Below are 14,087 nucleotides of genomic sequence, written 5' to 3' on the forward strand. Positions count from 1 at the left end.
TCCGAGTGATGCTATCGCAGGCAAGCCAGCTCCCACATTGGTTTCTACGTCTGGCTGGCTACTTCCAGCGATCCGCTGCGGCGTGGTCACTGCTGCGCCCTTCTACCCAACGCGGCCCCTCGCTGGTGTTTTCCTTCTTCCAGAACGGCGCCCGCGTCTTCAAGTAGTCCATTACAAAGGCACAGGCATCAAACGCCGCCTGCCGGTGCGCACTGGCCGCGCCGACAAACACAATCGGCTCGCCCGGTTCCAGCGTGCCGATACGGTGCAGCACCTCCAGCTTGAGCAACGGCCAGCGCTGTTCGGCTTCCACGGCGATCTTGGCCAGGGCTTTTTCGGTCATGCCGGGGTAGTGTTCAAGAAACATCCCCGACACCTCGCGCCCGTCATTGAAGTCGCGTACATAGCCGACAAAGCTCACCACCGCGCCCACGCCCACGTTGGCCGCGTGCATGGCGTTGACTTCGGCACCTGGATCAAAGGCTTCGACCTGCACACGAATGGCCATGATCAGCCCCCGGTCACGGGTGGGAAGAAGGCGACTTCATCGCCGGCTTGCACCGGCTCGTCCAGGCTGCACAACTCCTCGTTGCGCGCACACATCAGGCTCGCTTCGTTGAGCACGGCGAATTCCGGATCAGCAGCCAGCGCGAGGCGCACGGCGTCAACAGTGGCAAACTCACCTTCCATCTCCAGCGAATCGAAGCCCACCGCTTCGGCGTAGCGCGCAAAAAACAGTACGTTGATACTCATTGCTCATCCGCCTTGAAATGCCCGCTCTTACCGCCCAGCTTTTCCAGCAGGCCAATACTCTCAATGGTCATGCCGCGATCCACCGCCTTGCACATGTCGTAAATCGTCAGTGCGGCGACGCTGGCGGCGGTCAGGGCTTCCATCTCAACGCCGGTCTGCCCGGAGAGTTTGCAGCGCGCCACGATACGAACCGCGTCTGTGCCGTCGGCACTCAGCTCCACCTTGACGCCGGTGAGCATCAACGGGTGGCACAGAGGGATCAAGTCACTGGTTTTTTTCGCTGCCTGGATCCCGGCAATGCGGGCCACGGCAAACACGTCGCCTTTGGGGTGGGCGCCGTCGACAATCATTTGCAGGGTGGCGGGCAGCATGCGCACCCGCGCTTGCGCCACGGCCTCACGGAACGTCACGGTTTTGTCGGTGACGTCGACCATGTGGGCGCGACCTTGGGAATCGAGATGAGTCAGCACAGCAATACTCCTGATCAGGAGCAGCGATTGTAAACCTGTGGGTCAAAATTTGCGCAGGGCTGTTTATCCCATCCTGTAGGAGCGAGCTTGCTCGCTCCTACATTCAAGGTTAGAACCGGAAAGTAAACCCGGCATTGATGCCGTTATTGTTCCCTCGGTTGGAGAGCAAGCCGCTGTAGTTCAACGACACCAAGGTGTCCTGGGTCAGGGCCATTTCCGCACTGGCTTTGATCACCGCGCCATCCCTCGCCACAGGCACGCTGTTGACGGCGAAGGCCGTGTCACTACCGGCAAACTTCAGAGAAGCTTCACGATCGATGTCACCAAACTGGTGCTCCCACCCCAGCTCACCGCGCAGGGTCACCGCCGAGGTGGACGTGAGTGGCAACTGAGTATGGCCACGCACGCCCAGGGTGGAGAGCGTCGCGTCCTGGCTTTGCTGGCTGGCATGCAAGGCTGCAGCACCGCCTTTTTCCTTGAACGAGTCGCTTTGATAGTTCAGATACGTGAGGTTGGCGAAGGGTTCAAGCACGCGCCATTGGGTGTAGCCGATCTCGGCAAACACTTGGTCGGTGCGCGCGTTGTAGTCGGCTTTGGCATGGTCCGACTGATTGGCATAGGCCACCCGACGCGAAGTGTCCAGACGGTGCCAGGTGCTGGCACCGCCCAGGCGCAGGGCAATCGCCTCGAAGCGTTTGCCGCCGTAGACCGACAGGTGATAGTTGTCGCTGTCGGCCGACGCCGACTGGCCGTTAAGGTGGCTTTGGGTGTAACCGGTCGCCGCCCCCAGACGCCAGCCGTCGTTCACCTCGGTGTCCAGGCCCAGCAGTACGCCGCTGGTGGACGAGGAGTAGCCGCTGGCGTTGTTGTCACCACTGACGTTGTTGCGTCCACCGAGTAGCTGTACCCAACCGCCGTTGTCACGGCTGTCGATCTGCGCGCTGGAGTCCAGTGCCTGCGCCTGTTGCAGGCGAGCGTTGACCGCTTCACGCAGGTAGCGGCTGTCAGCCATTTGCGCTGCGGCCACGTCCGAATGCAATTGCCCTGAAAGTTGCTTGAAGCCCTGCCGCGCCTGGGCGGCGGAATCCGACGCCAACAGGCTTTCGTAGACCGGGCTGCCAGCGCCCAATGTCTCGGCCACCGTCGCCACCGCTCGCTCATTGCGGGTTTGCGCGACACTGGCGAAGGTGGTCTGGTTGCGGGCTATCGCCAGGGTCAATTGGTTCGGTTGATAGTTGAGCGCAGTGCCTATGAACAGGTAGTTGGGGGCAAACGCTGCAAACTGCCCTTGGATACCTTGGCTGGCACTGAGGATATTGAACTGCTGGCCCAGCAAGCTGCGCGCCTCGGTGGCGGTCAACAGGTTGGGGCTGTTCTCCAGGGACACGTTCACCACACCGCCATTGAGGGTCGCCACCCCGCTGCTCTGCAACTGGTCGCTGCGGCCATCGGCCCCGACTTCGACGGCATACACCGAACCCGGGTTGAACGTGACATCGCCGGTGCGCAGTGTGCCAATCGAATGCCCCGGGGCCACTCGCCCACCGTTGTTGACGGTCAAGGCGCCCACCGTGCCGTTGCCGGCTAGGGTGCCGCCCAGTGTGGTCATCACGCCGTTATCGGCATTGCGCGTGCCTACGGCGCTGCTATCTACCGTCACGGCAGAGGTCAATGCGCCGTCCACCGACAATTTGCCTCCGCGCACCCAGGTACTGCCCGAATAGCTGTTCTGGCCTTCCAGCACCAACTCGCCATCCCCGGACTTGACCAGGCTACCGACGTAGGTGCTGCCGGTGAGCACGTCCTGGCCGCGGGTGAGTGTTGCCTGCTCCCGGGCATGACCAATGTCGTATTCAAACTGATCGTCGGCCGAGGCATTGGCGGGCAGGCCATCGAGCCAGCCTTTTTGCTGCTTGGTGGCGGCCCAGGTCGCCTGTTCGGCAGCGTCTTCTACGCGACGGGCGCGAATGGCCTCATCGGAAATCGGGTTGGCCCAGATATCGCGGGTACCGCTGGGCAACGCCACTGCTACCGCACCGAGGAACTGCCCCGGCCCTTGCATAGCTTTTTGCAGGTTGGGCAAGCCCCAGCCACTGACCACACCTGGTACTTGTGGGACACCCGGCGCGGCATCATGCACCGGTTGCAGGTTGTCATAGGTGCGGCCTCCGGTCAGCTCGCCAACCGGCGTGTCCGGGCCATCCGGCGCCTGCAGGCTGGAGGTGGTCAGCAACACGTCCCGCGCCTGGCTGGGCGTCATATAGGGGAAGCGCTGCATCACCAACGCCAGGGCTCCGGAGACGCTCGGCGCGGCGGCCGAGGTGCCGTTGGCATTCGGGATAATTTCGCCCTCGGGGCCGGCGGACGGGATGCCCGACACGCCCATCACGCACCACCACTTGGAGGTACCGCAACGGTTGTAGACCTGGGCGCTGGTCTCGTCGTAGCCGGTGATGGAGAGGAACTTAGCTTCGATATCCGGCTTGAAAAACGGCAGGTTCGCATTGGTGTCCGGGTTGGCACCGTGGCTGTCGTTGCCCGCAGAGATGATCTGGATGAACGTGTTTTGCCGGGCCGCATCGGCCATGGCGTCCATCCAGGTTTTCTGCCCGGCGTGGGCTTTGTCCCAGAACGGGCGATAGGCGGCGGTCATGTCGCGCAGGTTCTGCGCGGCGCTGTCGCCGACGTTGCCGAAGTGGTTCTCCACGTCATTACGCGAGCTCTGCCCCCAGCTCTGGTTGACGATCGCCACGTTCTTCGCCGCCAGGGCGTTGTAGCTGGCCATGAATGCGTTGTAGTCGAGGTCGTTGGAGCCTTGGTAGCGGTCGTTGTCGCTGCCGCCGGTGTTAGCGACAAACAGATTGGCGTCGAAGGCAATGCCGTGCATACCGGTGCCGTCGCGGTTGGCGGCCAGCACCCCGGACATTTCTGTGCCATGCCCGTCGTTGAACGCGGGGTCGTATTCCCCTGGGATGCTGAAATGTTCGCCCTGCTTGAACTCGCCGCTGGGCACTTCAAGGCGGTAGCGCGGGTGGGTGGCGTAGTACTCGCCCGTGGAGGTCACCGCCTGCACCCGGTCCTGGCCCTGAGCGTTCTTGCCCTGGAACTCGGAGTGTTCGGTGAGGATGCCCGAGTCCAGCACGCCAACATTGACCCCCTTGCCAGTGATGCCCAGGGCATAGGCGTAATACGCGTTGGTGCGGTCCAGGCCGGAGTTGACCTGGGCTTCCGGGGTCTTCCAGGTTTGCGCGTTGGCGCTCCAGTCACGGGTTGCCCCAGCCCAGGACTGGCCTGCGTTCAACTGCCCGCTGAGGTTGCTGCTAACGCCCGGCTCGACGTAAGTGTAAGGCTTGGCGGCCGGCAGGTTGGCGATAATGGCTTTGGAGAAGTCGAGGATATTGGTGGTGTAACGGCCGCTGTTGCTGAACAGCCGGCTGCGGTAGTAATCCAGGCGCGAGGCATAGTCCAGTGGCCGCCGGGTGTCGCCGAGCATGGCGCCGATGGTCAAGTTTTCGGGTTGTAGCTCGTAGTTTTGCTTGAGGGCCGAATCGAACTTGCCGGACTGGGCGGCGAAATCCTTGGCCGCGAGATCGACGATATCCGCGTAGGCAAACCTGAGGTTTTTGTACACGGCAGTCTCAGGGCCGAATGAGGCGACGGCTGTCCTGAACGCCGACTCCAATACCTGCGGGGTGTAAGGGTTATCGTCTGCCCTGGCCATGGAACCGTGGCCCAGCCATAACGCCAGGCCGAGTGCTATGGGTGTGAGGGGGATGGTCTTGAAACGGGGGGTACGATTGCGTTGCGACACAGTGAAGCCATTACCTGCTACGTCCATTTTCCTTTCCCTTTGGATATGTGCGTCATCAATGAGCGGTGTTTCGGGCTTTTGTAATAGGCAGGGTCACGGTGAAAACCCTGGACAGGTTTTCCAAGCGTTCGTCGAATCAAGGAGGTGGCGTTCCGACGGGGTCAAGCAGTGTTCTTATTGTTTTTACCGCAGAAAAAATGTAACAAAATAATTACAGAAACCACAAGCACCCAGGACGCGTTAACGCAGGCAAATGTCGCACATAACAAAAACCCCGGATTTCGTGAAAAATCCAGGGCTTTTCGCAGCGGGTTCAGCGTAGTTACAGATGGGACTCGGCGTATTCAGCCAGGATCGAACGCGGTACCCCTTGCAGCGCAATGTGCACGCCGTTCGGGAAGTCCTTGAAGCGTTCCGTCAGGTAAGTCAGCCCGGAGCTGGTCGCGGACAGGTAAGGGGTGTCGATCTGCGCCAGGTTGCCCAGGCACACCACTTTGGAACCGGCGCCGGCACGGGTGATGATGGTTTTCATCTGGTGCGGTGTGAGGTTCTGGCATTCATCGATCAGAATCAGGCTCTGCTGGAAGCTGCGACCTCGGATGTAGTTGAGGGATTTGAACTGCAACGGCACTTTGCTGAGGATGTAGTCGACGCTGCCATGGGTGTTTTCGTCATCCATGTGCAAGGCTTCGAGGTTGTCGGTAATCGCCCCCAGCCACGGCTCCATTTTTTCCGCCTCGGTACCGGGCAGAAAGCCGATTTCCTGGTCCAGGCCCTGCACGCTGCGGGTGGCGATGATGCGGCGATAGCGTTTGGTGACCATGGTCTGTTCGATGGCGGCGGCCAGGGCCAGGATGGTTTTGCCCGAACCTGCGGCGCCGGTCAGGTTGACCAGGTGAATGTCCGGATCGAGCAGCGCATACAGCGCCAGGCTCTGGTAGATATCACGCGGTTTCAGGCCCCAGGCTTCCTGGTGCAACAGGGGTTCCTGATGCAGGTCGAGGATCAGCAACTTGTCGACCTGGATCTCTTTGATCCAGCCCACGAAGCCCTGTTCATCGACGATAAACTCATTGATATGCACGGCCGGCAGGTTGTCGATCAGCTGTACCTGATGCCAGGTGCGGCCGTGGTCCTGACGGGTTTCGACCTTGCTCACACGGTCCCAGAACGAACCGGTCATCATGTGATAACCACGCGAGAGCATCGACACATCGTCGACCAGTTGGTCGGTACTGTAGTCCTCGGCAGCGATCCCACACGCTCGTGCCTTGAGGCGCATATTGATGTCTTTGGTCACCAGCACCACGCGCAGGTCCTTGTCGCGGGCGTGCAGGTCGATCAATTGGTTGATGATTTTGTTGTCGTTCAGGTTTTCCGGCAGCAGGCTGTTGGGCTCGCTGCGCTTGCTCATCAGGATCGACAGCAAGCCCTTCGGGCCGCCCTTGCCACGCTGGATCGGTACGCCGACTTCAACGTCCTCGGGCGAGGCTTCACCCAGGGTCTTGTCGATCAGGCGGATGGCCTGGCGGCACTCGGCGGCAACGCTGTGGTGGCCGCTTTTGAGTTTGTCGAGCTCCTCAAGCACGATCATCGGGATGGCGACGTGGTGTTCTTCGAAGTTCAGCAGTGCGTTTGGATCGTGGATCAATACGTTGGTATCAAGCACATAAAGGATTGGCTGGTCGGAAGAAGGGTTACGTCCATGATCATCCATACTCGGTCACCTTTGTGGGAGCCATTCGACGCAATACCTGGGCGGTGCTGCGCCTCGATTCGACCACCGATTGCACCTTGAACAAGGTCAAGTGCAGTGCCCACAGGAGGAGTCTTGGAAGACGCCACCTGTGCTGCAGGTTTCGGCGGTCTGACTTCGTAATACCGCAAAACCCATGACAGGAAAAAGTACTTTGACGCTTTTTTGAAGTTTATTTTTCAGGATGACGAATAGCACTAGCCGAGTGCCATGTACCCCGTTAAAGTCGGAAGTCCGCCTGCATCGAAATGTCGTAGCAAATCACCCCGAAAACACCCCATCGCCAGCAAAGCCGGGCACTTCATCGAAATGCCTCGCGACACTCCTGCCAACCCAAGCCACTCTGCGTCGTTGCCTGCAATACCATCGGCAATGCCACCCGCGCCTTGTCCTGGGTGTCATGAAACACGATCACGCCTTTGCGCCATAGCAGCATCAGCGTCAGCACCCGTTGCGCCGACTCATCGGCCTTGAGCTTGCCCGGCTCGTCCTGGGAATCGATGTCCCATAACGCCACCTGCAAACCCTGTTGCTGGAAGAAGCCCTGGCTGTCCGCACGGCGCTGCCCATAGGGCGGACGGAACAGCGGCACATAGTTTTCCGGCAGCAGATTCTGCACCAGCGCTGCGCTGCGGGTGATGGAGCTTTGCCAGTCAACCCAATGGCTATGGGAACGGTATTGCCACCCCTGGATACCCACGCACTGCCCCTGATACAGCGCCTGCACATCCGAGACAGAACTGCGCTCCACACGGCTTTGCAAACTGCTGCCAAGGGCGAAGAACGCGGCGTTCATCTTTTGCTTGCGCAGGTAGTCGGTCAGCCAATCGGTATTACCGCCCATCAACGCCGGGCCACCGTCGAAGGTCAGCAGGAACATGCGATCGTTGAGCTCGTCGCCATTGCGCTCATGATCGCCAAAGCGCGCCACTTCACTGCTGATCTGCGGAAACAGCGCAGCCTTGCGCAGCAGCTCATCCAGATAGCGCTCATGAAAGTGCCGACTGGGGGCAGCCCAGCCTATATAGAAAGAGTTGTCACTGACCTCGAACTTGCCGGCCTGCTCGCGCAGATCGTCCATGTTTTCCACCAGGTAGCAGAACGAGGCATCTGCTTCGCAGCTCTGCTGGGCGAATGTGTAGTTCTCCAACAGCCGTTGCCAGAGCTGGCGACGCAGGTCATCGATGGCGGCCAGGTTGATGATCTTCAGCCCCAGCCGTTGCTTGAGCGCCGCGTCGTCCAGGGCTTCGCTGGCAAGCAGGCCGTGGGCGAACATCAGGATCTCCGCCCGCGAAGCCACATCGAACAGCGCCGGGCTGGCGAGTTTTTCCGGCCAGGTACCACGGTCCAGGCTGGCGACATCCACCGGCGCGGCCTGGGCATTCAGGCACAGCAGGCAAGCGGACAATAAAAGCGCTAATCGCACACGGGGTCTCCCTCTACAGAGTTACCGCCCATCATAGCGGATCGCATCTATCGCCATCATAGGTGGAGTCAAAACGCCCCAACCCCTAGAATCTCGCCCACGATTCCAGGAGCCAACTTCATGCTGATGGTGATTTCCCCCGCCAAAACCCTCGACTTCGAGTCCAAGCCGGTCACTGCGCGCTTCACCCAGCCGCAGTACCTGGACCACTCCCAGGAACTGATCGAGCAACTGCGCGAACTGAGCCCGGCGCAAATCAGTGAGCTGATGCACGTCTCCGACAAGATCGGTGGCCTCAACGCCGCGCGCTTCGGCAGCTGGACGCCGGCCTTCACTCCGGCCAACGCCAAGCAGGCGCTGCTGGCGTTCAAGGGCGATGTGTATACCGGCCTGAATGCCGAGACTTTCAGCGATGCCGATTTCAGCTATGCCCAGGACCATCTGCGTATGCTCTCGGGCCTGTACGGCCTGCTGCGTCCGCTGGACCTGATGATGCCGTATCGCCTGGAGATGGGCACCAAGCTGGCCAACGCCCGCGGCAAGGACCTTTACGCGTTCTGGGGCACACGCATCAGCGAATGGTTGAATGAGGCCCTGGCCGAACAAGGCGACGATGTGCTGCTTAACCTGGCCTCCAATGAGTACTTCTCGGCAGTCAAGCGCACGGCCTTGAACGCGCGGATCATCAATACCGAGTTCAAGGACCTGAAGAACGGTCAGTACAAGATCATCAGCTTCTACGCCAAAAAGGCCCGAGGCATGATGAGCCGTTTTGTGATTGAAGAACGCATCAACGACCCGGCCAAGCTCAAGCAGTTCGATGTGCAGGGTTATCGCTTCAATGCGGAGCAATCCAAGCCGGATAACCTGGTGTTTTTGCGCGATCACGCACCGGAATAAGGCCTGTACAGCCACCAACATCAACTGTGGGAGCTGGCTTGCCTGCGATAGCGGAGGGTCAGCCGACTCACATGTCGCTGATACACCGCTATCGCAGGCAAGCCAGCTCCCACATTTTTTGCCTGCATTCCACCCCATCAATCGTCATTTATTTGGCGCCATAAAAACATCCAGACACAACCCTAACGATTTCTTCACTCGACACCCGTCGGTTTTTTTCGTAGTGGCACCACTTTTTTTAAACGGTAGTGGCACAAAACTATCCCCTCGCACCAACTCCCCATAACTACTGGCCTAAATAGCAAGTGCTATCAATATAGTACCAGTGCCATCTTTTCTAATATTTCAAAAAATTTCGGGAAAGGGGATGAGTGGCCCGGAACTTCGTCCTGAAGCACCGCTCATACCACCGGTAACGAAATTCTCTGCTTACGTAAGAGATGACTTACATAGCGACCAACGGAAGTAGCCAAGTTGTCATAAAACACTTTGGTTCTATGGTCATAACATCAACTGATCGAGTTAAGGGTGGCGATAAGTACGCATTGCTATCCCCTGCAGGCCAAGGCAGCGCTGACCTAAATGAGCCCGTGCAAACACACAAGGCATTGATAAAAAAGGCATTTTGCCTGCATCAAAACCTTGCCGCACCGGCGCCGGAGCCTTCCTCCAAGGAAGCACGGCTGCATTTCAGGGCAAGCCCCAATAATAAGGCCTCGTTGCGCACAACTTGAGTGCAATAGTTAGTCACTCGTTATTCAACATGCCTGCACGCGGTAAGTCGGCGTCTATTCGCCTAACTTTCGCGGCATCAGTGACGCTTGCAAACATGAACTCCGGCCATTTAATGGCATGAATTAAACAAAGAGGTAATTGCGATGCGCATCAGCATATTTGGTTTGGGTTACGTTGGCGCAGTGTGTGCCGGTTGCCTGTCTGCCCGTGGCCACGAAGTGGTCGGCGTAGACATTTCCAAGGAAAAGATCGACCTGATCAATGCCGGTAAGTCGCCGATTGTTGAACCGGGTCTGGGCGAGCTGTTGAGCCAGGGTATCCAGACGGGCCGACTGCGTGGCACTACCAACTTCGCCGAGGCGATTCGCGATACCGACCTGTCGATGATTTGCGTCGGCACGCCAAGCAAGAAGAACGGTGACCTGGAACTGAACTACATCGAGTCGGTATGCCGCGAGATCGGTTTTGTGCTGCGTGACAAGACCACCCGCCACACCATCGTGGTGCGCAGCACCGTACTGCCGGGCACTGTCGCCAACGTGGTAATCCCGATCCTGGAAGACTGCTCCGGCAAGAAAGCCGGCGTCGACTTCGGCGTTGCGGTCAACCCCGAATTCCTGCGTGAATCCACTGCCATCGCCGACTACGACCTGCCACCGATGACCGTTATCGGCGAGTTCGATAAAGCCTCCGGCGATGTGCTGCAATCGCTGTACGAAGAACTCGACGCGCCGATCATCCGCAAGGACATCGCCGTTGCCGAAATGATCAAGTACACCTGCAACGTATGGCACGCCACCAAAGTCACCTTCGCCAACGAGATCGGCAACATCGCCAAGGCCGTCGGCGTTGACGGTCGTGAAGTGATGGAAGTGGTCTGCCAGGACAAGACCCTCAACCTGTCCCAGTACTACATGCGCCCAGGTTTCGCTTTCGGCGGTTCGTGCCTGCCCAAAGACGTGCGTGCCCTCACCTACCGCGCCGGCTCCCTGGACGTGGAAGCACCGCTGCTCAACTCGCTGATGCGCAGCAACGAGTCCCAGGTACAGAACGCCTTCGACATCGTCTCCAGCCACGACAAACGCAAAGTTGCGCTGCTGGGTCTGAGCTTCAAGGCCGGCACCGATGACCTGCGTGAAAGCCCGCTGGTAGAGCTGGCAGAAATGCTGATCGGCAAGGGCTACGACCTGAGCATCTACGACAGCAACGTCGAATACGCCCGCGTGCACGGCGCGAACAAGGACTACATCGAAGGCAAAATCCCGCACGTGTCGTCCCTGCTCAACTCGGATTTCGATGATGTGATCAACAACTCCGACGTGATCATCCTCGGTAACCGTGACGAGAAGTTCCGTGCCCTGGCGCATAACGCTCCGGAAGGCAAGCAAGTGGTCGACCTGGTGGGCTTCATGTCCAAGGCCACCAGCGTGAGCGGCCGTACCGAAGGTATTTGCTGGTAACAGCAACGGCAAGTTTCAGGCTGCCAGTGGCTTTATCCCCAGCGCTTGCAGCCTGAAGCCTCCTCACCTTGCGGATGACGCTTATGTCCAAGTTAAAACATGTATTTCTGCAATCGGCCGGCTGGCTGTTCTTTCTCAGCCTGCTGATGGGTCTCGCCCTGCTGTTGCCGGCGAGTACCTTCGATTCGCAATCGAAGAATTTTATTTTCCTGATTGGCGCTGTGGGTATCTGGCGCTACTCGATGGGTGCGACGCATTTCTTTCGCGGCATGCTGTTTCTCTACGTGGTGTACCCGCACCTGCGCCGCAAAGTGCGCAAGCTGGGCAAGGCCGCCGACCCGTCCCATGTGTTCCTGATGGTCACCAGTTTCCGTATCGACGCGCTGACCACCGCCCAGGTCTACAGCTCGGTGATTCGTGAAGCCATCGACTGCGGCTTTCCCACCACCGTGGTGTGCTCGCTGGTGGAAATGTCCGATGAGCTGCTGGTCAAGAGCCTCTGGGAAAAGCTCAACCCGCCGGCTCACGTCAAGCTCGACTTCGTGCGCATCGCCGGTACCGGCAAACGCGACGGCCTGGCGTTTGGTTTCCGCGCCATCTCCCGCCACCTGCCGGACGATCGCGCCGTGGTGGCCGTGATCGATGGCGACACCGTGCTGGCCGAAGGCGTCGTGCGCAAGACTGTCCCCTGGTTCCAGCTGTTTGGCAATGTCGGCGGCCTGACCACCAACGAATTCTGCGAAGTGCGCGGCGGCTACATCATGAGCGAGTGGCACAAGCTGCGCTTTGCCCAACGCCACATCAACATGTGCTCCATGGCACTGTCCAAGCGCGTGCTGACCATGACCGGGCGCATGTCGGTATTCCGCGCCAGCGTAGTGACTGACCCGGGCTTTATCGCCGATGTGGAAAGCGACTCGCTGCAACACTGGCGCCTGGGCCGCTTCAAGTTCCTCACCGGCGATGACAAGTCCAGCTGGTTCAGCCTGATGCGCCTGGGCTACGACACCTTCTACGTGCCGGACGCCGCCATCAACACCGTGGAACACCCGCCGGAAAAGAGCTTTATCAAGGCCAGCCGCAAACTGATGTTCCGCTGGTACGGCAACAACTTGCGCCAGAACTCCCGTGCCCTCGGCCTGGGCGTGCGTCGCCTGGGCCTGTTCACCAGCGTGGTGCTGTTCGACCAGCGCGTGTCGATGTGGACCTCCCTGCTCGGCCTGACCGTAGCGATGATTGCCACTTTCAAGTACGGCGGCGCCTTCATCCTCGCCTACCTGCTGTGGATCGGCATCACCCGCCTGATCCTCACCCTGCTGCTGTCGTGCTCCGGCCACAAGATCGGCCCGGCCTACCCGCTGATTCTCTATTACAACCAGATCATGGGCGCGTTGGTGAAGATCTACGTGTTCTTCCGCCTTGATCAACAGTCCTGGACCCGCCAGGACACCAAACTGACCCGCGATTTGGCCAGCTTTCAACGTTGGTTCAACACCTGGTCGTCTCGGACCATGACCTTCTCCGCCGGCAGCATCTTCGTTGCCGTGTTGCTGATGATGGTCTGACCCTGCCAAGCCTGAATTAACTAGGAAATCGAATACTATGAACAGCCAAGTAAACGCCAACGTTGTCCACGAATCCGAAGCCCAGCGCCAGCACGCCCGGGTGAAAATCCCGGCCAAGCTGCGCTTCTTCAACAGCGACCGCACGCCAACTGAAGCACGCGTGATCGACCTGTCCGCCGGTGGCCTGGCCTTTACCGCCACCCAGCCGCTCACCGTCGGCCAAGTGCACAAGGGCCGCCTGCAGTTCGTGATCGATAACCTCGGCCTGGCCATGGATGTGGAGCTGCAGATTCGCTCCTACGACCGCCAGACCGGCCGCACCGGCTGCCAGTTCCAGAACCTCGATGCCCAGGATATTTCTACCCTGCGTCACCTGATCACTTCGCACCTGTCCGGCGACATCGTGACCATGGGCGATGTGTTGGCGACCCTGCAACGCGACAACTTCACCAAAGCGCGCAAGGTCAAGGACGGCGGCAGCGGCATGACTGCGTTCGGTCGCCTGCGCGCCGTGACATTCAGCCTGGCGATCTTTTTGGTCGGCCTGGCGGCCTTCGGCTTTGTGGTCAAGTCGCTCTACGGCATGTACTTCGTCAGCCACGCCCAGGCAGGCCTCGTCAGCGTACCGGGCATGAACGTGACCATGCCCCGTGACGGCACCGTGCAGAGCCTGCTCAAAGGTGATTCGGTTGCGGCCAAGGGCGCGCCACTGGCGACGTTCAGCACCAGTATGCTCGACGTACTCAAGGGCCACCTGGACGAAGACCAACTGCAACCGGCCAAGGTTGAAGAGCTGTTCGGCAAGCAAATGACCGGCACCCTGACCTCGCCCTGCGATTGCGTGGTCGCCCAGCAATTGGTCGCCGACGGTCAGTACGCCAGCAAGGGTGATGTGATCTTCCAACTGGTGCCACGCGGCAGCCAGGCCAATGTGGAAGCGCGCTTCAGCTATCGCCAGTTCGGTGATGTGCGCCCAGGTACGCAGGTGAACTTCCAGGTCGCCGACGAAGAACAAGTACGCACCGGCACCATCGTCAGCAGCACCAGCCTGAGCAGCGCCGACCTGTCCTCTGACATCCGTGTGCAGATCAAGCCCGACGCACCGCTGGACAGCACCTACGCCGGCCGCCCGGTGGAAGTCACCAGCGACCGTGGCCCATCGCTGAACTGGCTGATCGACAAAGCCATGGCTCACGGTCTGTAAGCGAGGA

The 14,087-nt window shown here is 59.7% G+C and carries 10 protein-coding genes; 4 read left to right on the forward strand and 6 right to left on the reverse strand.

Translation table 11 applies throughout. The annotated features are described in order from the left end of the window. Positions 1–58: 58 nt before the first annotated feature. The 6 genes from moaE to BOP96_RS00220 form a co-directional block, all read right to left on the reverse strand. Positions 59–508, reverse strand: coding sequence for a molybdopterin synthase catalytic subunit MoaE (moaE, locus tag BOP96_RS00195; protein WP_014717017.1), 450 nt, complete (start codon positions 506–508; stop codon positions 59–61). A 2-nt stretch (positions 509–510) separates the two neighbouring features. Beyond that, positions 511–753 carry a molybdopterin converting factor subunit 1 gene (gene moaD, locus BOP96_RS00200; protein ID WP_014717016.1) on the reverse strand — a complete coding sequence of 81 codons (243 nt, stop codon included), beginning with the start codon at positions 751–753 and terminating at the stop codon, positions 511–513. After that, positions 750–1,223 (reverse strand): cyclic pyranopterin monophosphate synthase MoaC, encoded by a 474-nt coding sequence (gene moaC / locus BOP96_RS00205; protein ID WP_073451581.1) that lies wholly within the window; start codon positions 1,221–1,223, stop codon positions 750–752. Before moaC ends, moaD begins: the two co-directional genes overlap by 4 nt. A 109-nt stretch (positions 1,224–1,332) precedes the next feature. Beyond that, complete coding sequence (locus BOP96_RS00210) at positions 1,333–5,061, reverse strand: autotransporter domain-containing protein (RefSeq protein WP_073451583.1); 3,729 nt, start codon at positions 5,059–5,061, stop codon at positions 1,333–1,335. 295 nt (positions 5,062–5,356) lie between these two features. Then, the gene (locus BOP96_RS00215) at positions 5,357–6,751 is read right to left on the reverse strand and encodes a PhoH family protein (RefSeq protein ID WP_003188745.1); all 1,395 of its coding nucleotides are present in this window, start codon (positions 6,749–6,751) and stop codon (positions 5,357–5,359) included. Between the two features lie 340 nt (positions 6,752–7,091). After that, positions 7,092–8,216, reverse strand: a complete 1,125-nt coding sequence (locus BOP96_RS00220) for a polysaccharide deacetylase family protein (protein WP_014717012.1) — start codon at positions 8,214–8,216, stop codon at positions 7,092–7,094. Positions 8,217–8,336: 120 nt separating this feature from the next. Here BOP96_RS00220 and yaaA point away from each other — a divergent pair, with 120 nt between their 5' ends. The 4 genes from yaaA to BOP96_RS00245 all read left to right on the forward strand — a co-directional run bounded on the left by yaaA (position 8,337) and on the right by BOP96_RS00245 (position 14,080). Further along, the gene (gene yaaA / locus BOP96_RS00225) at positions 8,337–9,116 is read left to right on the forward strand and encodes a peroxide stress protein YaaA (RefSeq protein WP_014717011.1); all 780 of its coding nucleotides are present in this window, start codon (positions 8,337–8,339) and stop codon (positions 9,114–9,116) included. Positions 9,117–9,994: 878 nt separating this feature from the next. Beyond that, entirely contained in the window at positions 9,995–11,311 is a 1,317-nt protein-coding gene (locus BOP96_RS00230) for a nucleotide sugar dehydrogenase (RefSeq protein WP_014717010.1), read from the forward strand. 83 nt (positions 11,312–11,394) lie between these two features. Next, the gene (gene alg8 / locus BOP96_RS00235; RefSeq protein ID WP_003188740.1) at positions 11,395–12,876 is read left to right on the forward strand and encodes a mannuronan synthase; all 1,482 of its coding nucleotides are present in this window, start codon (positions 11,395–11,397) and stop codon (positions 12,874–12,876) included. Positions 12,877–12,913: 37 nt separating this feature from the next. Beyond that, positions 12,914–14,080, forward strand: a complete 1,167-nt coding sequence (locus tag BOP96_RS00245) for an alginate biosynthesis protein Alg44 (protein WP_073451586.1) — start codon at positions 12,914–12,916, stop codon at positions 14,078–14,080. Positions 14,081–14,087 lie beyond the last annotated feature (7 nt).

Origin of the sequence: Pseudomonas sp. FSL W5-0203, assembly GCF_001896155.1 — a bacterium.
Classification (GTDB): Bacteria; Pseudomonadota; Gammaproteobacteria; order Pseudomonadales; family Pseudomonadaceae; genus Aquipseudomonas; species Aquipseudomonas paracarnis.

Bases quoted from the DNA above. Each gene is read 5' to 3' on its own strand.
- alg8 (WP_003188740.1), top strand. From the start codon at position 11,395: ATGTCCAAGTTAAAACATGTATTTCTGCAATCGGCCGGCTGGCTGTTC.
- BOP96_RS00245 (WP_073451586.1), top strand. From the start codon at position 12,914: ATGAACAGCCAAGTAAACGCCAACGTTGTCCACGAATCCGAAGCCCAG.
- yaaA (WP_014717011.1), top strand. From the start codon at position 8,337: ATGCTGATGGTGATTTCCCCCGCCAAAACCCTCGACTTCGAGTCCAAG.
- BOP96_RS00210 (WP_073451583.1), bottom strand. From the start codon at position 5,061: ATGGACGTAGCAGGTAATGGCTTCACTGTGTCGCAACGCAATCGTACC.
- BOP96_RS00230 (WP_014717010.1), top strand. From the start codon at position 9,995: ATGCGCATCAGCATATTTGGTTTGGGTTACGTTGGCGCAGTGTGTGCC.
- BOP96_RS00215 (WP_003188745.1), bottom strand. From the start codon at position 6,751: ATGGATGATCATGGACGTAACCCTTCTTCCGACCAGCCAATCCTTTAT.
- moaD (WP_014717016.1), bottom strand. From the start codon at position 753: ATGAGTATCAACGTACTGTTTTTTGCGCGCTACGCCGAAGCGGTGGGC.
- moaE (WP_014717017.1), bottom strand. From the start codon at position 508: ATGGCCATTCGTGTGCAGGTCGAAGCCTTTGATCCAGGTGCCGAAGTC.